Here is a 23,200-nt window from a genome sequence, read left to right as displayed (position 1 = left end):
AAAATATGGACCACCCAGCACAATGATGTCAATCTAAGGGGAGCCAATACCATCACCTGGTCAAGTACCAACGGGACTACAGTTTTGATACAGTACCCTTCTAATTTGTTAAGCACTAAAACGAATGTCTTTTCAACTTATACTGATCCAACATCCAAATTATATAATGTTTTGCTGGATTCGCAGACCACTCTCGATGCATTGTCGGGCGTAAAATCAGAGAGTACTTTTACCTATGATGGCCTAGTGAACTCTGCAAATTACTACGGATTGGAAACCAAAGCAGTTACCAAAAAATACAGCGGCTCAACCGAGCAAGGAAGCACAACAGTGGATACAGAATATGACAGTAATCCATCAGGAGGGGGAAGTTCGTATTATATCGGAAGGCCTAAAAAAATAATTTCGACAACTAAAAATGTTGCATCGAATGACACCCGAACCTCTGAGGAAGTCTATACCTACACAGGAACAAACCTCACCCGTACCGAGAAAAAAGGGCATAATACCTATGCCATCATCGAGGACATGACCTACGATGCAGTAGGGAACCTGCTGACCAAAACGGTCTCTGCCCCGAATGCATTGCCGGCACCGATAGCCAGAATGATTAAAGACGAATATGATGTTACCAAACGTTTTGTTATCAAAAAAACAGATCATCAGAATTTTGTAACCAATTTTGTCTACAACACACTTGGGCTGGTTACACAGTCAACCAGTCCTTTGGGAGTGGTTAGTGATTATACTTTTGATAACTGGGGGAAACTCACCAAAAGCAAAACGACTGGTGCATCTGCCGTGCCATTGGAGACCACCATTACGTACGCCAAATTATCAGATGGAGGGTATACTGTTACAAGCCAGAACACCGTTGGGGACAATGCTAAAAGCATCACCCAATATGATGTATTGGGAAGGGCAGTTGTTACCACAACAAAAGGACTGGCAGTCAATTCGACCATTTCAAGACAAGTGGTTTATGACGGCCTGGGAAGAAAGACAAAAGAAAGCGAGCCTTATTTTTCATCTCCAACCCGATGGGTGGAATATGAGTATGATTATCTGATGCGTCCCACAAAAATCACCCAGCCAACGGGCAGGATCCAGACTCTTTCTTATTCAGGACTGACGACAACAAGCGTTGATGATGGAAAAACGACAACTGCAATAGTAGATGCATTGGGCAATAAGACACAAACAAACGATCCGGGAGGTACAATCACTTTTACATATTATGCCAACGGCCAGCTCAAAGAATCAAACTATGGCGGTCATAAAGTAAATATCACCATCGATGGCTGGGGCAATAAAACCGCCATGACAGATCCTAATGCGGGTACCTATACCTACAGCTATGACGCTTTTGGACAGTTGATTACAGAAACGACCCCAAAAGGGAGCACTACTACAACCTATGATGATTTTGGGAAGGTAACCAAAAGAAAAGTATCAGGAGACGGGGCCGATATCGAGACGGATTATGTTTATAACTCTTTTGCCCAGCTGACCAGCGAGGTCAGCAAAAACAGCATGGGAGGAACCATAGACAGTTTTGGATATACCTATGATGCATTGCACAGGGTTATAACCAACACAGAGACCAATGCCGCCTTTACAAAAACAAAGACCATTACCTATGACAGTTACGGAAGGCCTGCTACGGCAACCAATGCCACGCAGGAACTGACATCGGGGTTGAGCGAATCTGTTACGACAAAAAATGTCTACAATGCCTATAACGGTATGATGGATAAACTGACGGATGGCAATGATGCTGTTTTATGGCAGCTCAATACAGCCAACGAGAAAATGCAGCCGCTGACCATTACCTTAGGGAATGGGGTGGCCATAACAAATGCGTACGATATACACGGCTATTATACATCTCAGACACATGCCAAAAACAGTATTAATATTCTAAATAATACCTATAGTTTTAATGCCATAAAAGCAACATTGAGTAACCGCCAGAATGTGGTATTGGGGACATCAGAAACTTTTACCTATGATGCTTTAGACCGTCTGACACACTGGACAAATCCATTGACAGGTACAGTCGATACCAACACGTATGATGATAGGGGAAGGTCACCAACAACAACAAACTGGGTACAGTGACCTACAACGGCAATTTTAATACCGGGATTTACCAGAAGAAGGAAATAGAACTGACAACAGGGGGTGCTGCCTATTACAACGAGCTGCCGAAACAACTGGTAACCTACAATATGTTCAAAAGCCCTATGTCGATCAACGAAAGCGATAAAGGAAGTACAACATTTACATATAACTCGCATCTGTCAAGGCAGACCATGAAATTTGGCTACCAGATCCCAACTCCCGGAGCAGAGGGAGTATATACCAAAACCAAGAATTACACCGATGACGGTACGGTGGAGATCATCAAAACCCCTACAGAGATTACCATAAGAACCTATGTAGGAGGCGATGCGTATGGAGCGGCTTTATATACAGAAAAGACAAAAACGATTGCTACAGGCGCAATTACAGACAAAAAATATTATCTTCACAGGGATTATCTGGGAAGCATCATTGCAATTTCAGACAACACAGGAGCGGCAGTCGAGAGACGCCAGTTCGATGCGTGGGGCAATCTGGCAAAACTGCAGAAAAACGGTGTTGCCATAACCTTGCCCACAAACGGTACAGGAGCAGCACTGATGATGCTGGATCGCGGTTATACTGGTCATGAACATCTGGCAGAAGTTGGGCTGATACACATGAACGGCCGTTTGTACGATCCTGTCCTGCGTTCTTTCTTAATGCCGGACAACTTTATACAGCAGCCTGAGAATACCCAGAATTACAACAGGTATTCCTATGTACTGAACAATCCGTTGATGTACACGGATCCTAGCGGGGAAGCGTATGAGCTTTTGGCAGCTATAGGTATTGGTGCCGCAATAGCATTTACATCATATACCCTTACAGCCTTATTGGCAGATGTGCCTTTTAGTATCGGCGGTTTGGCAAAAGCTACTTTTATCGGAGCGGCAACTTCGGCAGTGACATTTGGGATTGGTACGGCAGCCAGTACGATTACGAATTTCTATCTCAGGGCTGCAGTTAGTGCTGTGGCACATGGAACGTTTCAAGGTGGTATGACGGCTATTTCAGGAGGTAAGTTCTGGAGCGGTTTTGCTTCCGGGGCATTAAGCAGTATTGCGGCTAGTGCTTGGAGAGGTGGGACAAGTACTACAAGTCAAGTAGATGGTGATTTAACAATATTCAGTGATAAAACAATTACTGGTATTGGATTTGGTGGAGATGCTGGTACAATTGCTTTTGGTACAGTAATCGGTGGAGCTAGTGCAGCTTTAACTGGAGGTAATTTTTGGCAAGGCGCTGCAACTGGGTTAGTTATTAGCGGACTGAATCACGTAATGCATGAGAGTGGAGATAAAAATGGTAATCAGCTTAGTACAAGAAGATATGCTGTAGATAAAAATGGTAACATAGTAAGCGAAAGTTTAAATTACTTCTCTAAAACAAATGATGCTAATTTATATGCTCGTGCAGAATCAGAACCTTTAAGAATGGGTGAATTAACTATTTACAGTCATGGAAATAAAGATGGATTTGTTTACCATTATGAACCTAGCAAATATAGTTTTATAGTTGAAATCTTAAAAGAAGACAGTGTAATGTTTAATAACTTAGCTACTGGTAAGTCGAGCAGTTTAACAATGGTTTTAAAAGCTTGTGAAACTGGTAGTTATAGGATGAATTATTCAAATGTATCACAGAAGTTAACTTCTGACTTCTCAGGATTAACAATATATGCTGCTGCAAGTTTTTGGAGACCAGATGGATCTGTTTTTTCTACTTATAAAGGAGTAAAGTATTATCCTGGATATAATAAATATCAGAATGGTGACCTTGTAGGAAATGTTGCTAATAAATAATTAAAAATGATAGTCATAATGAGAAAAGTAATTTTAATTTGTATTTTAATATTTCTATTGCCTGCATGTTCTAAGGAAAAAGAAGAAGCAACAAAGAGATTGAAAGTAGAAAGAAGAAAAAAAATAATAAAAAATAAAGAATTGGATGACTTTAAAAAATTTAATTATTTTGACTATAATACTGTCATGGAATCTAAATATAAAGTATTGAAGAGTGGGGATAAAATTGCATATTCAAATTTAGTATTGTTTTATTCTTATAATAAATCTAAAAAAAATGAGATTCTTCCTTATTCGCTACTTATGGTAGAAAAACATAAAAAATATGATTATTGTACAAGCGTTTTTGAAAATCTATTAGAGTTTTATACAGATAAGGAAGTCGGATCATATTATAATGGAAATCATAGAAGTCTAACGGGATATCTGAAGAATATAGAATTGCTTGATAAACAACAGAGAGATTATTTGCTCTATTTTTTAAATGTAGGAGCAAATCATAATGCAATAATGAGTGTGTCTTATTTAGAAATAATTAAAAGAAATGGATTTGACGGAGATAAAAATTTAAAAAAGGCTGATAGTTTAGAAAGAGTGTTACATTCTTTAGAAAAAGAAAACAATTTGAGAATCTTTTAGAAAGCTAAATCCTAACTGGTTCTCGTTTGTGACGAGTACCTACTTAAATTAAAAGACAAAACGTAGCGGTTTCAACGCGGTTAAAATGAAGAAGCCACTTTATCATGAACAGCCCCAAAAAGTTAGACACTATTTTGGGGCATTTTTTTATGGAAAAAATCAATGTATTATGAATTTAAACTTCGCTGTGTTCAGGAAGTTCTAAAAAATAATCTTACCCGATCGCGCGGAAATTCTTTCCAACTGGTTCTCGTCTGTGACGAGTACCTACTTAAATTAAAAGACAAAACGTAGCGTTTCCAACGCGGTTAAAACAAAGAAGTAATCCTGATCCCTTCGATATGTAGACAAAGATAGCGCAGATTTGTAATCCTGTGCCAGCAAAGAAAATCAGCAAGGTTAAAACAAAAAAGCTTCAGAGAAATCTGAAGCTTTTTTTTCTTAGTAGCGGGAACAGGACTCGAACCTGTGACCTTCGGGTTATGAGCCCGACGAGCTGCCTACTGCTCTATCCCGCGATGTTTCGGGTGCAAAGATAAGCACTAAATACGGTTATCCAAAGAAATTTCTGAAAATTTTTAATTTTAACATTCAATTTTAAATAAAATGTTAATTTGTAGTGTTTTAAAAAACAAAACTTAATAAAATTATTGAGTTACTTTCTTTTTTCTTTTTCCTAACCAGATAAATAATCCGGTAACAGGTAATGTTACGGCAAAAATACAAACGATAAAAGCAAGTATTTTAGTAGGATAACCATAAATGCTTCCGGTATGGATTGGATAAATTAATCGCTTTAATTTATCCCCTTCCGAAAAAGATTCATAAGGCCTGATCTCGATATCTTTACCTGTGTACTTGTCAAAATAAACCGCACTCGACTGGTTTGGGATACTGAATTCTAAGTTTTCTTTTAATACCAAAATGCTGTTAATAGTATCGGCCGGCATTCTGATTTGTATGTTGCCTTTGTATGGAAATATACTGTCCGTTTTTCGATATAAAGTTTGAAAAAAAGCAGTTTTGTCTGATTTGGGATCAATTTTGGTTGGGTTTTCGACTTTAGGTGATGGTCTTTCTGTCGTACCGTTTACGATGAAGTACATTCCGTTTTCAAACCATTTAAAAGACCATGTCAACCCTGTTAAAGCAATAATTAGTAAGAACAGAAAGGTATAAAACCCAAAAGTCGAATGAAAATCCCAATTGACTCTTTTAAAAGAAGCTTTCCATTTCACAGTCAGACGCTGTTTAAGGTGTTTAGCTTTTTTAGGCCACCACAAAACAAGGCCGGAAATCAGCATGAATACGAATATTAAACAGGAACATCCTGTAATGATTTCGCCAATGTCATGCATTAGTAAATGCCTGTGTATATTTAAAACTATAGAGAAAAAACGACTTTCTTGTGCAACATTTCCAAGTACTTTTCCGGTGTAAGGATCTACTGAGAAAATCTGGCTATCTCCTTCGCTGTCTTTTCCTATGATTGTCATAGTACGTTTAGGATCGTTATAGACTACGATTCGGTTTATTTTTTCGATAGCATAATTCTTTTTAATGGCTACTATACAATCATCAATTCTTTTTTTGCTGCTGCCAGCAGTAGATACAGTATAAAACTCGGGATTAATAAACTGATCAATTTCTTTTTCAAAAACCAAAAGGCTTCCTGTCAAAGCCACTGTAAATAGTATTAAACCTGAAGCAAGCCCCAGCCAAAGGTGTAACTGACCAATTTTTTTCTTTATTTTTTTCTTCATGAACTATTTGAATTATTACTGCAAATCTATACTTATTTAGACTAAATTTTAAATATTTTGTTATGAATCTAAATAAATCAAGATATTTACTTGTTAAACAACTATTAATTTTTACTTTTGCGCAGTTTTTATTTAGAATGAATAAAGACAGATACTAACCAAATTTAAAAATCAATGAAATATCTTAGTTTAAGAACATCACAATTTTTATTTATTATTAGCTTTTTATTTATAGTCACTTCATCTTTCGCACAACAAAATCACGGAAAGATTAAGGGACAAATCACAACTTCTGATGGACAACCTGCGGGTGATGTCAACATCATTCTTAAAAATTCAAAATATGGGACTTTTACTAATGACGATGGAAGTTTTGAAATAAACAGGGTAAAAGCTAATGCTTATACATTACAGATATCTTTTGCAGGTTATGAAACTTCTGAACAGGAAGTTATTGTTGAAGAAAATAAAACAGCAACAGTTAATCTACAGTTAAAAGTTTCTAACAAAGAATTGCAGGAAGTTGTCATTAGTGGCAGAAAAAGTTTATTATCGAAAAAAACAGAAACAGTGGCGAGAATGCCGCTAAAAAACCTTGAAAACCCGCAGGTATATAATGTAATTCATAAAGAGCTTTTTCAGGAGCAGGTAGCAATTGATATCACAACTGCAATGCGAAATGCACCAGGAGTAGTGCCGCTTAATTATCCTTCAGGAGGTTTTGCACTTATTTTTAGAGGTTTTACTGTTGGTATTAATGCAAGAAACGGAATGGAAACGTTGTCAGGGCGTTCTTCAGTAGGTATTGCAAATATTGAACGCATTGAAATATTAAAAGGCCCTTCAGGAACTTTATTTGGTTCTTCGGCATCTTCTTTTGGTGGTGTAGTCAATTTAGTTACTAAAAAACCTTTTGAAACTACAGCTACCGAGGTAGGATATACTGCCGGAAGTTATGGTACACATCAGCTTACTGCAGATGTTAATACACCGCTTACCAAAGATAAAAAAGTGCTTTTCAGACTTAACGTAGGGGTAAATAAAGCAAAAAGTTTCCTTGATTATGGGTATTCCAATACTTTATCTTTTACTCCAAGTCTTACTTTTAAAGCTACGGATAAACTTACTTTTAATATTGATGCGGAGTTATATAATGCTAAAAGTACTAAACCTTTATATCCGGGAGCATCTGCAACATCTGGAATAACAAACCCGGAGGATATTAAATTAGATTATAAAAAATCGTTGGTACATGATGATGCCGATGCTAAATCAACTTCTTCAAAAGCTTTCGTTCAGTCAGATTATCAAATTTCAGAGAACTGGAAATCTACGACCTTATTTTCTTATGTGAGTGAAAATGTAGAATACAGTTATCAGGTTTTGCCAACCTGGACTTCCCCAACTACAGCTACTATTCGTGCTACTTTATTTGGACCTATATCCAGTAATTATACCAATATTCAGGAAAATATTAATGGAGAATTCAAAACGGGTATTTTGAGTCATAAAATTGTTGCCGGAGTGAATTATAGAAACTATTCAGATACTTTTTCATCTACGCCAACGCCAACAGCTCCATTTAGAACTATTGATGTGACAACTAATTTTATTCCGGTTAGAAAAAAAGATATTGATGCAGTATTGTTAGCTCCTGTTATACGTGCCGGAAGAGATGAAAATACCTATAGTGCCTATGCTTCTTATGTGTTTGGAATTAGCGACAGACTTTTCCTTATGGAAAGTTTACGTTTTGACAGATTTGAACGCAAACAAAGCGGTACAGTAGCGGGGTATAATCAAACATCATTATCACCTAAATTAGGATTGGTATTTCAGGTAGTAAAAGATCAGGTTTCTCTATTCGGAAATTATATGAATGGCTTCCAGAATATTGCTCCCGTAAATCAGCCTGATGGTTCACAATTTGTGCCGGATCCTCTTTATGCTAATCAGTGGGAGTCAGGGATAAAAGCTGAATTATTCAATAAAAAATTAAGTACAACAGTTAGTTATTATGAAATTACTAATGATAATGCGTTAATAAGACAAGCTGATTTAGTTTATCAGCAGGATGGAAGACAAGTTAGTAAAGGGGTTGAATTTGAATTTCTGGCTAATCCTGTTCCAGGTTTAGATATTACAGCAGGTTATGCGTATAATGATAACCGCATCGAAAGAACAAGTGACGCTAACAAAGCTATTGAAGGAAATAAAACGGCAGATGCTCCTGAACATGTTATAAATTTCTGGGCTTCTTATAAACTTCAGAATAAGTTAAAGGGTTTAGGTGCAGGAGTTGGAGCAAATTATGTAGATGAAAGTTATATGAGTACAGCGAATACCTTTTACATTCCGTCTTATACCATTTGTAGTGCTACAGTATTTTACGAGCAGCCAACATGGAGAGTAGGAGTTAAGGTTGATAACTTAACTAATGAAAAATACTGGAGTACATGGGCAGCACCACAGGCACCAACAACTATTTTGGGAAGTTTAACTTTTAAATTCTAATTGTTTTATCCCCAATAAAAAAGACCTCTATTTGTAAGGATAGAGGTCTTTTTGTTTTAGGATTTATAGTTTTACACAGCTATTTCAGATTCGAGAGATTCTTTAATAACAGGATAATTTACTTTTCCGTTAGCGGTAAGCGGTACAATATCTAAGTAAATTACTTTTAATGAGCTAGAATGAAGACTCAGTTTTGCTTTTAAAACATTTACAATTACTTCCTTATTTACGGTTTCATCTGTGTATAATACAGCTAAATGTTTGTCATGAATATTAAGGCAAATAAACGTTTGTCCTCCAAGAGTGTTTTTTAGGAGCAATTCTATTTCGTCCAGATTGATGCGGGTACCAAATAGCTTTACGATTCTTTTTAAGCGGCCTGTAATATAATAATAGCCTTCAGAATCTACTCTTGCCTGATCACCTGTATGCAGTTTTTCTTCCTGGTCATAAAATTGAAGATCAGCTCTTCTTTCGGCATAACCGCCAAAAATATTTGGACCGTAATAAATAAGTTCAGAAGTTTCATTATCAATTTCAAAACGCCCATTTTTAATAGCGCGTCCGATAGAAGTTGCTTTTCTCAACAAGTCTTTTGGAGGTAAAAAAGCCATACGTCCGCTGGCTTCAGTCTGACCGTATTGTGCAAAGAATTGTTTGTCAAATCTTTCATTATATTCTGAAATGATTTCGATGAGTTTATGGCTTAACATTCCGCCGCCATGTGTAAAATAACGTAATGAAGGATGATCTTTTCTAAAGAAACCGATGCTATGAAGCATTTCGTAAAAATAAGGAACACCTCCCAATGTAGCATACCCATAATGCTTCAAATCTGACCAGAATTCTTTTTGAAAAACATCTTTGTCCGTACATACAATTTGATGTGCTTTCATACAATTGGTATTAAAAATTGACATTCCGTAAACCGAATGAACCGGAACATTCAAAGGCACTACATCATCACTTTTAATTGGCAGATATTCCAAAATAGATTTGGCATTTTGTACGAGGTTTTCAACAGAAAGTCTCACGAATTTGGGAGATCCCGTTGTCCCGGAAGTACTCAGGAGCAATTTAATTTTAGGATGAATCGGATAAATCGAATTTTCATTGCGTCTGAAAAGCGTAATGCTGTCAGAAGTATTTATGGCAGTATAACCTTCAATACTATTTCGTGAAGGGTCATAAATGTAATAAGGTGTATATTTGGCTTCTAAATTTTCCTTAAAATCGGTATTGGTTCCCTGTCCGAGTAGTGCAATTGTAAATCGGCTTTGATAAAAATTTAATAAAGTCTCTATGGCCGGTAACTGATTGTCATTATATATAAAAACAACAGATCTCAAGTCCTCAATTTCGAGAGACTGATGCATTTCTTTTATTGATTTAGAAGCACCCGAAGCAGCATCCGTAAAGATTAAATTTTCGTTTTTTGAGATTAATTCATATAATTCCATGTTTCTAATGTTGGTTGCTAATTAATTTCAAATCCGTGTTTTTTAAGAAGGTTTTTTATTTTTTCAACGCTTCCCATATCCAGAATATCTTCCATGTCTATTGAAATGTTATAGGTTCTTTCCAGTTCCTCAACTAATACCAGATGGCTCATCGAATCCCATTCGGCTATTCCCTGATATTCTAACTGATCGTTTATGGTTTCAACCGGTATTTCAAAAGCTCTTGAAAATACGCTGTGTAATTGTTCTGTTGTATTCATAATTTTTTAATTGATTTTTAAAATTCATTAAACTTTGGTAGTTTTCCATTTTCCTTTTCGAAAGATTATAATACAGGCTACTGCTAGTACGATTTCTGAAAGCAGTATAGCTGTAAAAACGCCGTTGGTACCCAAATCAAAAGCAATTCCCAAAAGATAGGCTAGTGGAATCTGTACGATGTAAAACATCAAAATATAAAGGCAGGTAACTACTTTTACTTCTCCGGCAGCATTAAGTGCCCTTGAAATAACCATGGTGTAGCCCAATAAAACGTATGCCATAGAAATAAGATGGATATACATTGTACTTTGAGAAATCACTTCCGGTATATCAGTAAAGATTTTTACCACGGGAACTGCCAGGAATATCCAGCACACGGCAATAAACACCAGAAATCCCATATTCAGCATTCCGGCTCTCCAAACCGATTTTTCTGCGCGTTCGGGCTGTCTGGCGCCCAGATTTTGTCCGGTTAATATTCCGGCAGCATTGCCAAGTCCCCAGGCAGGCATTGTAGCAATTGAAGTTACTCTTTGTGCCAATATGTATCCGGCCAGGGCGTTTTCTCCAAAATGAGACATAATTTTTATCATGAATACCCAGCTGGAAGCAGGAATAATAAACTGAACGGTCCCGCTAAAAGCCAATTTGAGAATTCTTTTGAAAATCTCTAAATGGAATACCAATTGTGCCAAACCGATTTTCATTACGGTTTTGCCCCTGATCAGGTACCACGTCTGATAAAGGACTCCGATCAATCGGGCGATTAAGGTTGCGATTCCGACTCCGAGCAGACCAAAAGCAGGAATAACGCCCCATCCGAAGATAAAAATAGGACATAAAATGATATTCAGTGCATTCGATACCCATAACACCCGCATGGCTGTAGAAGCATCACCGGCTCCACGAAATATTCCGTTGATTACGATTCTCAGAATTAAAAATCCGCTGGAAGCAAACATGACTACTCCATAACTATATCCTTCCTGAACCATGGCAGGGGAGAGTCCCATAAGACTCATTATTTCTGCAGTCCACACAGAGCAGACGATACTAATAATTACGGCTATTGGTGTTGTGATGTAAATAACCTGCATAGCAGTTTGTCCTGCTGCTTTAAACTTTTTCTCTCCGATTCTTCTGGAAATCATAGCCGAAGCTGCAATTCCCAATCCTATAGAAACAGAATAGCAAAAAGTAATAAAAGTAGTAGTGGCACCAGCAATAGAAATGGCATTGGTTCCTAATCTGCTGACAAAAAACAAGTTCGAACAGACAAATAATGATTCCATCAGTAATTCAGCAACCATTGGGACAGACAATAAAATAATCGTTCTGTTGATACTGCCTGAGGTAAAATTACTTTCCTTTCCGGAAATGGAATGCCTTAAAAGGCTAAAAAAGGAACGTGTTTTCAATAGGGCTTCTTTCATGAATTTTCTTTTGAAGTTGCCAATTCAGATGTGACCAGCTGATACAACGGATTAGGTATAAAACCGCTTTTTTTCATATGAGGAAAACCGGAAGTTTCTTCATAACCATTAAACAAACGTCGGCTGTTAAAAATGAGGCGTTTAAATTCAGGAATCAGCAAGTCATATTTTTCAAACATACCCTGTAGTTCCGGATGCTCTTCCTGATACTCTGTAATGATTTCGTAAACACAATTCCAAAATGAAACTTCAGAATAGTCTGCCGTTGTGATTAAAACATCGCTCAGGTATCTGAAAAAAGCATCAAAAACCGCTATCAGAATAACCAACGGAGCATTTTCAGGATTTGGAGAAGCATTGAACATATTATCAATGAATTCCTGAGGCAGTTTTTTCTTCCCTTCTTCATTAATTAAAATATCGCCCACAAAGTCCTGCAAAGCAATACGTGTAGGAACATAATCTTTTAGAATAAGGATTACATTCTGTCCGTGTGGATCAATGCATAATGAATGCTGGTAATAAATCTGCAATACCGGTTTAAGATAAGCAGTGAAATAAGCTTTTAACCAAGCTTCTGTAGAAAGTCCTGATTTTTCAATCAGTTCCTGAATAAGGCTTTTTCCCTGATTATCTACGTATAACAATGCTGCCATCGTCATCAGATTTTCTCCCGGCTTTAAAAAGTTAACCGGACTTTCTCTCCACATCGCACCCAAAAACTCATTGTACTGATAAGGTGGATTTACAATTTTGCTGTAACTCGAATGTGTGTAACTTACCGAAACGACTTCGCCTAAGAGCACAACACCCATGTTTTGCAAATGGAGATCTTTTTCAAGTATATCTTTAATCCAGCCTGTTAATTTTGGAGCGATTGATAATTGCCTGGCACATAATCCTCTGATATGGCTAGTGTTTAATATTGACATTGATGTTTTTACGTAATATCTGTGCGGCTGACTTTGATTGAAAAAGGTACGAATGCTTTGCTGAGGACTGTACAAATCATCTGAAAGTCCCAGGGGAATCAGGAATTTAGCTGCGATATCATGGGCAAACTGCATCACAAGTTTGTTCTGCCATTGCCAGGAATGTACCGGAATAAAAATATAATCGTCCGGATTTACTTCTGCCTGACTCAACAGAGTCCTAAACGAAGCTATTTTTTCTTTTCCAAGTTCATCTTCAAAAAACCGCTGTTGATCCATACTGTCTAATAAGCGAAATGTAGCACGACTTTTATGGGCTGCAATCCATACCAAATGGGTATTTTGTCCCGATTCCGGTGTGAAGTTTTGATAATCCTGCGAATCAAAGCCAATGCGGCCTTTATTTACAATTACCCACGGATGTCCATCAAGACTGTGTTCAATAGTTTGAAAATCAGCATCAGCAAGTTCTGAAGCAGATAAACGCTTGTTAAACTGGATATAAGCGTCGGCGTATAAAGTATGCAGCAATTCTTCTGCATAGTGAGCCAGTGTAAAAGAATTTATGCCAAAAGTTTCCTGAAGTTCTATAAAGAAATTAGGAACATCAATTACATTTGATTCCTTTCCGTCTTCGTTTCTTTGAATACTTTCTTTGACAATATGCCAATAATTAATAAATCTTTGGTAACCTGAAAAAGTATAATAAAGTTTTTGCTTATCGGTTGCCAGTTTAAAATGCGTAAGGCCGTCTTCTTCTGTCCTTATGATTTCAGGTTTTGCCAAATCTTCGCGCATTAATTCTGAAATACTTTTAGCGAGCAGGTTTCGATTTACTTTATTCCAAATGTTTCCGTTAAGATGTTGTGCATCTTTGAATGTGTTATCAGAAGTACTCATCTTAGTTTGTTTTTATTAATGCTTCAATATCCAGCGATTCATTTATTAATTCCATAGCTTTGGTTCCTGAAGAATCTGTTGATTTCATTACACCAAATTCCTGGAAAGCAATCCGTTTTTCAACTTTATATACTTCACGGTCGGCTATCTGATTGATAATACATGAATTTCGGTAAGGTCCCATACCTAGATCCGGAGTCGAAAGCCCGTGTGTGTGCAGTTCCGCATTCTGGACGAAGATTTCGTTGCCATCCTTATCAATCGTATAATTGCGATTGACATTGAATAAGCCGTTTTCAAGACGGTTAATTTTGTTTTCGATTCCTTTAATGATTTCTGGTTCTTTGTAAGTATAACCAGTCGCAAGAATAATGCAGTCACTTTCGTCCTGATATGGTTTTTCAAGTTCAGTGTGAATGAAATCCATTTGGTAAGAACCGTCTGAATCTTCGTTTACGGCAGTAAGACGCAGATTAGAGCGTAATTCTACATTCAGAGACTTATTTTCTAAGCTCATTTCATACAGGCTGTCGAAAATTTCATTAATCAGTTCCTGATCAATGCCTTTGTAAAGTCCGTGTTGTCTGGCAAGAAGCTGTTTGCGTTTTTCATAAGTCAGACTATGAAAATGATCTACATATTCAGGAGAAGTCAGTTCCAGAGTCAGTTTCGATTTATTATCCAACGGAAAGAAGTGAGAGGAACGGGTAAACCATTTCAGTTTTAAACCATTTTCAGTTTCCGGCAGAAGGTCTTTAAAAACTTCTGCAGCACTTTGTCCCGAACCTATAATTGTAACCGAATTGTTATTTTGTATTCTTGATTTAGCGTACAAATACTTTGATGCATGAATTACATTTGGCAATTCCTGTTTTTCAATAAAGTCAGGAACATAAGGAGAAGTACCTGTGCCTAAAACAATTTTTTTTGCATAATAAGTTGAGGTAATGCAGGTTTCTGTATTCATGACGATTACTTTGTATAAACCATCTGCATAATCTAAAGAAACTACTTTGTGTGAGAATTTTAAATTATTAAGTTTAGAAACTACCCATTTGCAATATTCATTGTATTCCCTTCTGAAAATAAAGAAGTTTTCACGTATGTAAAACTTATACAAACGCCCGGTTTCTTTGATGAAATTTAGGAATGTGTATTTACTTGTAGGGTCAGCCATCGTAACCAGATCGCCTAAAAAAGGAACCTGAAGGTTTGCATTGTTTAACATTAATCCCGGATGCCAGTCAAAACTGGCTGACTGATCAAAAAAAAGTGATGAAAGTTCGTCTACCGGCTCCATAAGGGCGGCAAGACCAAGGTTAAAAGGACCAATCCCGATACCTATGACCGAGTATATTTTTTCTGTGCTCATTGTTATTTTTTTTATTGATTAAACCTGTGGTGCTGAAACCGGGCTGTTCTGAAAGTTTTTGGCAGCCGGAAATTTTTCCCAATACCATTCTCTGTAGCAATAATTGAGGTTGGCTTTTTTATGCGGCATTTCAATTACTTTTTCAATTTTGAATCCAACATGTGCTTTATTCAGCATTGATGCTATTGAATCTACAGCGCCTTCGCCCACCATTTTGCCGACTTTTGATTCCGCAAAAACAAAATCCATCATTGATTGTGTTACGGCAGAAGTGAATTTTAGTTTGGAATCTGTTGGCGCGATAAACAGATGCGTTCCATAATCAGATGGGAGGGAGTCATAATAACCTCCAACAATGTCACGGTTCGCCCAATATACTTCCATGTTGAAGGTAGGTTCGCCATTAACTTGGCCGATATAACTGTGTGAAATATCTCCGGGAAGGAGCGTTCGGTAAAACAATTCCAACTCTTTAACAGGCCAGTTCATTTTCCAGATTTTTAAAGCATGTTCACGATGAAACCATTCGTGAAGCATTTCCAAATCACGTTCAGGATTAACAGGACGCAATGTTATGGTTACATTTTCCTTTTCGAAGTATCGGCTAAAAACCACATCTTCTCCTTTAGGCTTTATTAGTTTTTGAGAAAAAAAGGATTTGTTTAAAGGATTTGGATAATTTAAATATACCGCCGGATTGGTTCTTGGTGCACTTGCTTCATCCATATTGTTGAGGCTTGTCAGTAGGTTGCATTTTGCATACAATTGAATACTGTTTATAAAATGAGAAGCCAGACCTGTGGTATCCGTTGCTTCTTCTGTTTTGAACGCTTCATATATAATGTTCAGAAGAGATGATTCATTGGCCAGTTTGTTTTTGCCTAAAACATTTACGATTCCAAAAAGGTGATTCACTAAAAAATAATAGCCCCAAAGGTTAATAATTCGGCTTTCGGCTATAAAATTTCGGCTTTCGTCACCAAAACCTGTAATTAGATTCTGTAATTCCTCCGCTTTTCCCTGACGAAAGAAATAGCCCTGATTGTCCCTGAAATACATTTTAGACGGAAAAAGATTGTCATCAAATTCAATAAGGATGTTTTGCTGATGGAATTCTGCTCCAAATCCGTATTTATTGAATATGCCAACTAACGGATGTAAAGTAATTTTAAGATATTGCTTAAACCATTCGATGGCTGTTTGATTAACTTCTTTATCCAGTCTTTTTGCCGATTCGTTAATGATATTTAGTATTCTGGCTGATTCACCAAGCACACCATCCTGACATAAAGAGGCAACCATACTTATATTTTTTCGGGCATTTGCCCCATGGAAAGGATTTTGGCGTACACTGGTGCTAAAGCCATCAATGACCTTATCTTCATAAACCACCGCAATAAAAGCCGGATCGCAAATGAGCTGTACTTCAGGATACTCTTTTTCAATTCCTTTTCCCCATTCTGTTTTCATGAGTTTGCCGGCATCATAACCACGGTTTAATTCATGAATATAATTGACACGATATGAGTTGGTGATTTTTACATGAAGTGAAAATTTATACATCCATTCACTTTCGGCATTGTATACCGTACGAACTGATGAGGTAGCCGTATACGATGGTCCGAATTGTCCCAGACTGAAAAGCAGCTTTTTTGACTGCATTTCTTTCACTTCAGCCTGATTTAATAAATACTCAGCTTCCCATGGATGTGTTGGAACTACTTTCCATTCGGGATATAAAGTCAGTAATTCTTTAGTGCTGTTATCTGCATATTTTGAAATTTCATTTCTGAGATAATCCGTCATCAGATACTCTTCAGCACTTTTTTCGAGCACATTATCCGGGTGGATAAGGAAAAAATGCAAAGGAAATTGTCCCGCCGTTTCCGGAGAATATTTTTTCAGTTCTTCATGAGTAAAACCTTCCCTGCTTTTAGGAAGAGGATGCACACTATGTCCTAAAATCAGTGATTGTTCTGATTCAATAAACGATTGCTCAGGATTATTGGCTACAAGATTATTCTCTTTGTATTGAGCGAGATAAAAAGCCAGATTATCAATACTGTTTTGCATGCGTTTTTGAGTAGGAAGCGAATCCAGTTCAGGATATTCTTTTTTAGCAAATGCAGCAACAAATTCTACAAAATCCAAAGGACTGATTTCTTTGATTTGATCAGAAGCAGTATTGCGTGCAATAACTGGAAATCCAAAAGAATGAACTCCGCTTTCTGAGAAATAAGTCAAAGGCGCAAAAACTTCCTGGCCGATATCAGTAAAATCAAAACGCAGAAATGATTTATGATTGATGGTCTGCATATAATCAGCCAAAGCCGGATCGTATTTCGGAATACCTTCATAACGGCTCCAGTTCCTGAATTCCCTGCAATAACAATTCAGCAGGGATTTAAAATTAACCTGCTCTGCCAGCTGTTGAAAATTAGTTGAGTTGTTGGTATTCATTTCCGGTTTTTTTAATGAGGTTAAGAATGTTTTTGATGTCATTAAGCGTAGTCAAAGGATTGAAAATGGTGAATTTGAGATAGAAATTTCCATTTACTTTTGTGCTGGCAACCAAAACTTCTCCACTAAAAAATAATTTTTCTTTGATGTACTGATTGATGTTACAATAATTAGCCGGATCAAGCCCATTGATGTAGCGGAAGACCAATACGCCCATATCAGAATGGCATAAAAGCTCAAAATTTTCATTATTTTCTAAGTAATTTGCCGTTTGCTGAGCTGTTTCTATGATGGTGTCCGTGTATTGCCCAAGCTTTTCTTTACCCATATAACGAAGCGTAAACCAAAGTTTAAGCGCATCAAAGCGACGGGTACTCTGAATAATGGATTTGTTGATTTGCGCCGGAAGTGCGTCATAATCCTGCTCTTTTGGGTTCAGATAATCGGCGTGGTGCTTGATAATGTTAAGATGGAGTTTGTTTTTTACGATGAATGCACTGCTGCTAATCGGCTGAAAGAAAGATTTATGGTAGTCGATGCTTACCGAATCTGCAAGTTCAATTCCGTTTAAGAGATATCTGTATTTTTCTGTCAGCAATAATCCGCATCCATAAGCGGCGTCAACATGAAGCCATAAATTGTGACGGTTGGCAATATGGGCTATTTCAGTTAATGGATCGACATTTCCAAAATCTGTAGTTCCCGCTGTGGCTGTAATAGCAATCGGAATATTGCCTTTTTCTATTTCTGCAGCAATTGCTTTATCAAGCTGCTTAGGATCCATTCGGTATCTCGAATCTACACCAACGTGAACAATAGACTGTTCACCAAGACCTAAAATCCATGCATTTTTATGATTGCTAAAATGTGCTTTATCCGAAACAAAAATTCTAAACTTACTCGCATCAGGCGGAAGGCCGTCAAGTTTGATGTTCCATTTTTGATATTCAAGAGAAAAATAATCTCTTGCCAGTAATAATCCCATTAAATTACTTTGGGAACCTCCGGCAGTAAAAATACCATCCGCATTTTCAGAATAACCAATTTGTTTGCTGGTCCAGTCGATTAATTTTCGTTCGATAAAAGTACCTCCGGCGCTCTGATCATAAGTATCCTGAGATGAATTTATGGCGCTGATCAATACTTCGGCTGCCAGTGCCGGAATTACCACAGGGCAATTTAAATGCGCAATATATTCAGGTAAATGATAGGCTGTAGCATGTTTTACATACAGTTCATCTGCTTCATTAAGCAGGCTTTCATAATCTGGAAGGGGAGTGTCTAAATCTACATTTTCTACTTTCGCTTTCATTTCATCAGGTCTGATTCCGCTGAAAGGTTTTCGGTTGTTTTGTAGAAAGTCCGAAACACGGTTTTGCGCTAATTGTATGGCTTCAGCATATTCAGTATTAGCATTTTGATGAAAAATATCTTTAAAATAATCCTGGTCAGGAATAAGCACTGAATTTTTTGGTGCCTCATTATTCAATAGCATGTTGTTCATAATGGATTTTATTTACGGTTTGTTAATATTTATTGCAGATAAATCACTTTTTTTGATAAAGGAGTTCTCTTTTTTTTTGATATTTTTAAATCATCAGCATAATATCCCAGATATAGAAGTCCTAAAGACTTTTCGTTTTCAGCAAGACCGAATTCACTCACGTAATCAATAGCCACATTTTTAGTACTCCAGTAACTTCCAATAGTATTAGCAGTACACGTTAACGCCATATTTTGTACAGCTGATGATACAGCGGCAATTTCTTCCCATTCAGGAAGATTGATTTTAGTGTTTCGAACCAGAATTATTCCAATCATGCAAACAGCGTTCAAAGGATAGTTCCGCAGATAATCCAGTTTTTTTACTAATGCATCGGGTGCGAGTTCTTTTGCATAAGAGTCTTTGTAATAATCGGCCATGTATTCGCCATATTCTTCAAGATATTTTCCTCTTAAAACAATAAATCTCCAGGGTTCAGTCATTTTGTGATTGGGTGCCCACGTAGCGTTTATTAGAATTTCATCGAGCAGGTCATCAGGCAATTCCCCTTTGACAAATTGATCACCAAAAATGCTTCTTCTGTTCCGAATGTTTTCTGAAATTTTCTTTGGTTTATCAGAATAATCTGAGGCTCTGGTTTTACTGGGATTGTCTTTAATTTTCATGTTTTTTTTAAATTTTTCTAAGAAAATTATTGTTATTTAGATTAATTAAAAATATATTTGTAAGTAAATCTTATTTAGACTAAGTAAAAACAAATGTATAAATTAAAATGAATAAAAAAAATAAATATGAAAAATTTTATACGAATGCCCGTACATAAACAAATTGTTGTTTCAAATTTAATTTTATATAATGCTTATTTTTAGTGCATTGTGTTTAATTTTTCAATTGTATTTTAATAACCTAAAAACGGATTAATAATGAAATCACAATCAATTCTTTCTGTTGAAAGACCTACTAATGAACCATTGTCTTTTGATATTCCTACAAAGCCTTTAATAATAGAGATAACACCTCAGGAGAGAAATATTTTATCAAATGTGGGAAGCCTTTTGGTGAAAGCATTTAGCAATTACGAAAACCCTGAATATATATCGTCTCTTCATCTCCATGCTTTTCAATTATTGCCCGAACGAATTACCCGAATTTTGAGTCGGTTTGGAACCGATTTTTCAGCTGAACAATATGGTGCGATTGTCTTTAAAGGGCTTTTAGAAGTCGATCAGGAAGATTTGGGACCTACGCCTCCAAACTGGCAGGGAGCAGATTTCGGAAAGTTAAATAAATATGGTTTTATCTGTTCGTTGCTTCATGGTGCAGTACCTTCAAAACCTGTTCAGTATTATGCACAGAGAAAAGGCGGAGGTCTTTTGCATGCCGTAATTCCAGATGAAAATATGGCTATGACGCAGACAGGATCCGGCTCTAAAACCGATTTATTTGTACATACTGAAGATGCTTTTTTGTCACATCAGGCCGATTTTTTAAGTTTTCTTTATCTGAGAAATGAAGAAAGAGTGCCATCAACATTATATTCTATTCGTTCACATGGAGAGGTTAATGCTGTAATGGAAAAGTTATTTGAACCTATTTATCAGTGTCCCAAAGATGCTAATTATGAAGATGAAGACACTTCAGATTCAGGACCGTTAGCGTGTGTTTTGTATGGAAACAGAGAACTTCCTTTTATTCGTTTTGATGCTGCTGAGCAAATCTTTAATGAAAATGCGGGACAGACATCCGAAGCCCTTAACAACTTAATGGATTTTTGGGATGAAGCCAAAACACTAATCAACAGTGATTATATCCCAAATTCCGGAGATCTTATTTTTGTAAACAATCATTTGTGTGCACATGGGCGAAGTGCTTTTATTGCCGGTCAACGTATAGAAAATGGCGAAATTATAAAATGTGAACGCAGGCAGATGCTCAGGATGATGAGTAAAACAAGTCTAATACATATCAGATCTGTTACAAAGACCAATGATCCTTATTTTATTATGGAAGAACATTTAGGGAAGGTATTTAATTTTGATTAAATTTTAAACTTAAGTATTTAAAAACATCAGTCCAGTTTAATAAGCGCTTTTCAGAATTATACTATTTAATATCAAAACAATGATAATCAATTATTTGTTGTTATAAAAGAAAACGATAATTATGTAAGAAATTGAGTAGTCCATCATTTAAATTTGAAAAACAACTTTAAAATTATATTATGGAAACGCTATTCAAATCAAAGATTATATTTCTGCTTATTATAATTGGTATTGTATTCTCCTGTAAAAATAACCAGGATGGGTACAGTGATGAAATTGATACTGAAAAGTCTACTATTGATTCTGCCGGAGCAACCTCAGATACCATCAATGCAAATAATTCTAACGGAGATAATTCGACAGGAAGTAATGCCCCTAAACCAAGCCCGGGAACAAATTCTGCTGCAAGTAATGCAGGTGAGGGCAGTGGCCCGGGCGAAAGTGCTAATGATGCTTCTACATACACAAGTTCTTCAGGACTACAACGGGATAGTGTTGATTCTAAAAGGAAAAGTAATAAAAGTAAATGATGTGAAGTTAGATTCTTTACATTTTAAAAGCCTGTAAAATGAATTTTTTACAGGCTTTTATAATGTATGTTACGTATGAAAAAAGCTGACTATAATACTTTAATCAAAGTTCGGTAATAAGAGCTGATAAAATCTCTTCAATGGAGAAATATGCACCGCAGACAAATTCATCAGCAGCCCCATAATACATTATTAGTTTGTCTCCTTCAACTACGTGGCCATTTGTAAATACAACATATCCAAAAAATCCACTCAGTTCATAATTTTCCTGAGGCATCATGATAGGTTCTAAAGTCCTTGCAATTACTTTTGAAGGATCATTTAAATCCATTAAAAAAGCACCCAGACAATATTTATGCTCAGCATTTGCTCCATGATATATTTCGAGCCAGCCTTTATCTGTTTTGATCGGCGCTGCACCTGCACCAACTCTGGCACTGTCCCAAAGTCCTTTTCTGGTTCCAACAAGAAATTGATGGTTTCCCCAATGTACTCCGTCTGGAGATTCGGCTAACCAAATAAAATTACCCCCAATCTGCGGACTTGAAGGGCGATGCAGAGCGTAGAACTTGCCATTTATTTTTTCTTCAAAAATGGCACAATCTTTATTATGCGGAGGAAATATCATACCTTTTGTTTCAAAATTTTTCCAGTCCCTGGTAGTGCGCAATCCAACCCCCACACCATTTGAAGAAACCGCTGTATAGGTAATGTAATAAGTATCATCGAGCTTGCTTACCCTTGCATCTTCTATGCCAAATTGTTCTAATATACCTGAACCAAAAAGAGAATTAAAACTTTCAGGAGCATAAAAGTGAACTCCATCATCACTGCATAAAATTCTCAAATGCGAAAGTGTAGTAAGGTAATCAAGACCTTTGTACTGAATTACACGCGGATCGGTAGCAACCAGATCCGGATCATTTAGTGGAATCTCAATAATTTCTACTTTTCCTAATTCATTAATCACAGGAAAAAAAATCACACCTTCCTTTTGCGCAATACTTTCTGCCACCCGTACCAAAAGCCATGTTTTGTTTTCAAATACAAAAACACCCGGATTTAAAAGGCTGATAATTTGCAAATCAGGACTGCTGGGTTTTAGGTCTTTAGGTATTAATATAGGATTTTCCGGAAATCGTTGCGCTATATCACTCATAGTTAAAACGGTTTTTAATGACTATATCAAAAATCATAATAAATTACTTATTGTAAATAACTTAATTTAATGTATAAATATCTTACATAATGGGAATAAGAAATTATAAAATTTAAATCTAGAAAATATTTTTGTACCTTTTCAATAGCCTTTTCATGATTAATTTATATTTAGATAGTTAATTTGAGTTGTTTTTTTGTGTTTTAATAGATTTTATCTATGAAAGTAAATGTATATAGTATAGTTTATGACTAAAGTTTTTTTATTGTGTATGTAACTTAGTATTCCGGTTAAAATAATAA

Annotated in this window: 16 protein-coding genes and 1 tRNA gene; 6 read left to right on the top strand and 11 right to left on the bottom strand. The window is 36.5% G+C overall.

Features of this window, described 5'->3' with window-relative positions; all coding sequences use genetic code 11:
- Positions 1-84 precede the first annotated feature (84 nt).
- Genes GXM16_RS06480 through GXM16_RS06470 form a run of 3 tightly spaced genes read left to right on the top strand, consistent with a single transcriptional unit; the run spans position 85 to position 4,568 of the window.
- Positions 85-2,121, top strand: coding sequence for an RHS repeat domain-containing protein (locus tag GXM16_RS06480; protein ID WP_163393582.1), 2,037 nt, complete (start codon positions 85-87; stop codon positions 2,119-2,121).
- Positions 2,118-3,929 carry an RHS repeat-associated core domain-containing protein gene (locus GXM16_RS06475; RefSeq protein WP_163393581.1) on the top strand — a complete coding sequence of 604 codons (1,812 nt, stop codon included), beginning with the start codon at positions 2,118-2,120 and terminating at the stop codon, positions 3,927-3,929. Before GXM16_RS06480 ends, GXM16_RS06475 begins: the two co-directional genes overlap by 4 nt.
- A gap of 18 nt (positions 3,930-3,947) precedes the next feature.
- The gene (locus tag GXM16_RS06470) at positions 3,948-4,568 is read left to right on the top strand and encodes a hypothetical protein (RefSeq protein ID WP_163393580.1); all 621 of its coding nucleotides are present in this window, start codon (positions 3,948-3,950) and stop codon (positions 4,566-4,568) included.
- 445 nt (positions 4,569-5,013) lie between these two features.
- Here GXM16_RS06470 and GXM16_RS06465 read toward each other — a convergent pair.
- Both GXM16_RS06465 and GXM16_RS06460 read right to left on the bottom strand, forming a co-directional pair.
- Positions 5,014-5,086 (bottom strand) — tRNA-Met (locus GXM16_RS06465).
- A 129-nt stretch (positions 5,087-5,215) separates the two neighbouring features.
- On the bottom strand, positions 5,216-6,331 hold the full coding sequence (locus GXM16_RS06460; RefSeq protein ID WP_163393579.1) for a PepSY-associated TM helix domain-containing protein: 1,116 nt from the start codon (positions 6,329-6,331) through the stop codon (positions 5,216-5,218).
- A gap of 174 nt (positions 6,332-6,505) precedes the next feature.
- On the opposite strand from GXM16_RS06460, the gene GXM16_RS06455 reads away from it, so the two are divergent.
- A complete protein-coding gene (locus GXM16_RS06455) occupies positions 6,506-8,845 on the top strand; it encodes a TonB-dependent receptor (RefSeq protein ID WP_163393578.1) in 2,340 nt (779 codons plus the stop codon).
- 71 nt (positions 8,846-8,916) lie between these two features.
- On the opposite strand, the gene GXM16_RS06450 is transcribed toward GXM16_RS06455, so the two are convergent.
- From GXM16_RS06450 to GXM16_RS06415, 8 genes are read right to left on the bottom strand one after another with little or no spacing between them, the layout of a single operon-like run.
- Positions 8,917-10,305: an AMP-binding protein gene (locus GXM16_RS06450; RefSeq protein ID WP_163393577.1), complete on the bottom strand. Its 1,389-nt coding sequence runs from the start codon at positions 10,303-10,305 to the stop codon at positions 8,917-8,919.
- Positions 10,306-10,322: 17 nt separating this feature from the next.
- Positions 10,323-10,565 (bottom strand): acyl carrier protein, encoded by a 243-nt coding sequence (locus GXM16_RS06445; protein ID WP_163393576.1) that lies wholly within the window; start codon positions 10,563-10,565, stop codon positions 10,323-10,325.
- A gap of 27 nt (positions 10,566-10,592) precedes the next feature.
- A complete protein-coding gene (locus tag GXM16_RS06440; protein ID WP_163393575.1) occupies positions 10,593-11,999 on the bottom strand; it encodes an MATE family efflux transporter in 1,407 nt (468 codons plus the stop codon).
- Positions 11,996-13,831: an IucA/IucC family protein gene (locus tag GXM16_RS06435; RefSeq protein ID WP_163393574.1), complete on the bottom strand. Its 1,836-nt coding sequence runs from the start codon at positions 13,829-13,831 to the stop codon at positions 11,996-11,998. The genes GXM16_RS06440 and GXM16_RS06435 overlap by 4 nt, the downstream gene beginning before the upstream one ends.
- 1 nt (position 13,832) lies before the next feature.
- Positions 13,833-15,203 (bottom strand): lysine N(6)-hydroxylase/L-ornithine N(5)-oxygenase family protein, encoded by a 1,371-nt coding sequence (locus GXM16_RS06430; RefSeq protein WP_163393573.1) that lies wholly within the window; start codon positions 15,201-15,203, stop codon positions 13,833-13,835.
- Positions 15,204-15,221: 18 nt separating this feature from the next.
- Positions 15,222-17,663: a GNAT family N-acetyltransferase gene (locus GXM16_RS06425; RefSeq protein WP_163393572.1), complete on the bottom strand. Its 2,442-nt coding sequence runs from the start codon at positions 17,661-17,663 to the stop codon at positions 15,222-15,224.
- On the bottom strand, positions 17,641-19,167 hold the full coding sequence (locus GXM16_RS06420; RefSeq protein WP_163393571.1) for a pyridoxal phosphate-dependent decarboxylase family protein: 1,527 nt from the start codon (positions 19,165-19,167) through the stop codon (positions 17,641-17,643). Before GXM16_RS06420 ends, GXM16_RS06425 begins: the two co-directional genes overlap by 23 nt.
- Before the next feature lie 29 nt (positions 19,168-19,196).
- Complete coding sequence (locus GXM16_RS06415) at positions 19,197-19,832, bottom strand: nitroreductase family protein (RefSeq protein ID WP_163393570.1); 636 nt, start codon at positions 19,830-19,832, stop codon at positions 19,197-19,199.
- A 258-nt stretch (positions 19,833-20,090) separates the two neighbouring features.
- Between GXM16_RS06415 and GXM16_RS06410 the strand changes: the two genes are divergently transcribed.
- Both GXM16_RS06410 and GXM16_RS06405 read left to right on the top strand, forming a co-directional pair.
- Complete coding sequence (locus tag GXM16_RS06410; protein WP_163393569.1) at positions 20,091-21,209, top strand: Fe(II)-2OG oxygenase family protein; 1,119 nt, start codon at positions 20,091-20,093, stop codon at positions 21,207-21,209.
- Between the two features lie 179 nt (positions 21,210-21,388).
- Entirely contained in the window at positions 21,389-21,739 is a 351-nt protein-coding gene (locus GXM16_RS06405) for a hypothetical protein (protein WP_163393568.1), read from the top strand.
- 103 nt (positions 21,740-21,842) lie between these two features.
- Here the strand turns inward: GXM16_RS06405 and GXM16_RS06400 are convergent, their stop codons facing one another.
- On the bottom strand, positions 21,843-22,898 hold the full coding sequence (locus GXM16_RS06400) for a glycoside hydrolase family 130 protein (protein WP_163393567.1): 1,056 nt from the start codon (positions 22,896-22,898) through the stop codon (positions 21,843-21,845).
- Positions 22,899-23,200: the final 302 nt, after the last annotated feature.

It is taken from the genome of Flavobacterium limi, assembly GCF_010645075.1.
Classification (GTDB): Bacteria; Bacteroidota; Bacteroidia; order Flavobacteriales; family Flavobacteriaceae; genus Flavobacterium; species Flavobacterium limi.
Note: the sequence above shows the minus strand (reverse complement) of the source record. Positions and strands in the feature narration are given on the sequence as shown.

What these genes read in the sequence shown, in the direction of transcription:
- GXM16_RS06470 (WP_163393580.1), top strand. Translation starts at nt 3,948, where the DNA reads ATGAGAAAAGTAATTTTAATTTGTATTTTAATATTTCTATTGCCTGCA.
- GXM16_RS06460 (WP_163393579.1), bottom strand. Translation starts at nt 6,331, where the DNA reads ATGAAGAAAAAAATAAAGAAAAAAATTGGTCAGTTACACCTTTGGCTG.
- GXM16_RS06455 (WP_163393578.1), top strand. Translation starts at nt 6,506, where the DNA reads ATGAAATATCTTAGTTTAAGAACATCACAATTTTTATTTATTATTAGC.
- GXM16_RS06450 (WP_163393577.1), bottom strand. Translation starts at nt 10,305, where the DNA reads ATGGAATTATATGAATTAATCTCAAAAAACGAAAATTTAATCTTTACG.
- GXM16_RS06445 (WP_163393576.1), bottom strand. Translation starts at nt 10,565, where the DNA reads ATGAATACAACAGAACAATTACACAGCGTATTTTCAAGAGCTTTTGAA.
- GXM16_RS06440 (WP_163393575.1), bottom strand. Translation starts at nt 11,999, where the DNA reads ATGAAAGAAGCCCTATTGAAAACACGTTCCTTTTTTAGCCTTTTAAGG.
- GXM16_RS06435 (WP_163393574.1), bottom strand. Translation starts at nt 13,831, where the DNA reads ATGAGTACTTCTGATAACACATTCAAAGATGCACAACATCTTAACGGA.
- GXM16_RS06430 (WP_163393573.1), bottom strand. Translation starts at nt 15,203, where the DNA reads ATGAGCACAGAAAAAATATACTCGGTCATAGGTATCGGGATTGGTCCT.
- GXM16_RS06425 (WP_163393572.1), bottom strand. Translation starts at nt 17,663, where the DNA reads ATGAATACCAACAACTCAACTAATTTTCAACAGCTGGCAGAGCAGGTT.
- GXM16_RS06420 (WP_163393571.1), bottom strand. Translation starts at nt 19,167, where the DNA reads ATGAACAACATGCTATTGAATAATGAGGCACCAAAAAATTCAGTGCTT.
- GXM16_RS06415 (WP_163393570.1), bottom strand. Translation starts at nt 19,832, where the DNA reads ATGAAAATTAAAGACAATCCCAGTAAAACCAGAGCCTCAGATTATTCT.
- GXM16_RS06410 (WP_163393569.1), top strand. Translation starts at nt 20,091, where the DNA reads ATGAAATCACAATCAATTCTTTCTGTTGAAAGACCTACTAATGAACCA.
- GXM16_RS06405 (WP_163393568.1), top strand. Translation starts at nt 21,389, where the DNA reads ATGGAAACGCTATTCAAATCAAAGATTATATTTCTGCTTATTATAATT.
- GXM16_RS06400 (WP_163393567.1), bottom strand. Translation starts at nt 22,898, where the DNA reads ATGAGTGATATAGCGCAACGATTTCCGGAAAATCCTATATTAATACCT.